The 269-nt window shown below is 62.8% G+C and carries 1 pseudogene; it reads right to left on the reverse strand.

The features are described 5' to 3' along the window. Positions 1-269: pseudogene (locus SM755_RS23700) on the reverse strand (hypothetical protein); the annotation flags it as partial.

The raw sequence follows: 269 nt of genomic DNA on the forward strand, positions 1-269 counted from the left end.
GTAGTACTTGATCTGGTGGGAGGCGTCGCGATAGGAGCGGTGTTCGTCGAATCGCTTCGTGAAATCCGCGTCCCACTGTTTGGCTTCGAGGACTGCGATTGCGCGGTTGTAGATGACGGTGTCGTCTGCGTCGAGTGCTTGCTTCGCTGCGTCGCGGCGCGCCGATTCTGACTCGAAGAGCAACCGGTCGTTGTACCCGCCGCCGCCGGGGACGGTGGTCTCCGATTGGCTCCCGAACCCGAGCACGGCAAGCACCTCGTCGATCCACG

The organism is Natrialba sp. PRR66 (assembly GCF_034808065.1).
Taxonomy (GTDB): Archaea; Halobacteriota; Halobacteria; order Halobacteriales; family Natrialbaceae; genus Natrialba; species Natrialba aegyptia.